Raw genomic sequence first — 721 nt, forward strand, 5'->3', positions numbered from 1 at the left:
AATTTGGCTGTCGAGCAAGCCTTTGAGGTCTTCGTCCATGGCTGCAAACATCTCGGTTGATCCGAGCTTCCCCTGCGCCTTGATCTGCCCAAGAAGGCGTTTTCGGGTTTCGACCAGCTGCGCCCGCTTAGAGGTCAAGGCTCTGAGAAGACGTAACTTTCCATGTGGGAGGGTTCGCCCGGCATCAGGTCTGAAAGCCATGAAACGCGCGATGAGTTCCGCGTCGATCCGGTCGGTTTTGGCCCGTGTGCCCCTGCTTGCCGCGAAAGCTTTGATCTGAGCCGGCGGCAATTGCCGCGTTGCGATGCCAGCATCGTCCAACGCGACCCAAAGCCGCCACTCCTGCCCGCCGGTGGCCTCGAAGCAGACCAGCGCGCTCAGCTCGAAAGCGAGTTGAGCGACTTGTTCGTGGCCTTTGACTTTGTTCGGGAAACGCGCGCGGTTGCCTCCTGGCAAACAATGAACGTCTAGCCAATCACGGCTGATGTCTATGCCGATGATCGCAGCTTGTGTTACCGTATCCATGTTCTCTTCCTTCTGATCCGTGGTCCGATCTGGCCACATGCAACTGTTCGAGATGATGAAAAGAGACGGTGCTGGCTCGCTAGCAAACGTGGTTAGTGCCACAAGGCTCAGACGCCATACACCGCCCCGTCAGCGACCTCGGCCAAGGCCGCTGACGGGGACAATATAGCAAACTGGAGATACAGAAGGGTCAGGA

Annotated in this window: 1 protein-coding gene; it reads right to left on the reverse strand. The window is 57.8% G+C overall.

The annotated features are described in order from the left end of the window. Positions 1-525 (reverse strand): IS110 family transposase (locus ACGKZZ_RS17265; protein ID WP_411224754.1); only part of this gene is annotated, 525 nt, incomplete at its 3' end. Positions 526-721 lie beyond the last annotated feature (196 nt).

It is taken from the genome of Marivita sp. S2033, assembly GCF_046592965.1.
In the GTDB taxonomy this organism is placed as follows: Bacteria; Pseudomonadota; Alphaproteobacteria; order Rhodobacterales; family Rhodobacteraceae; genus Marivita.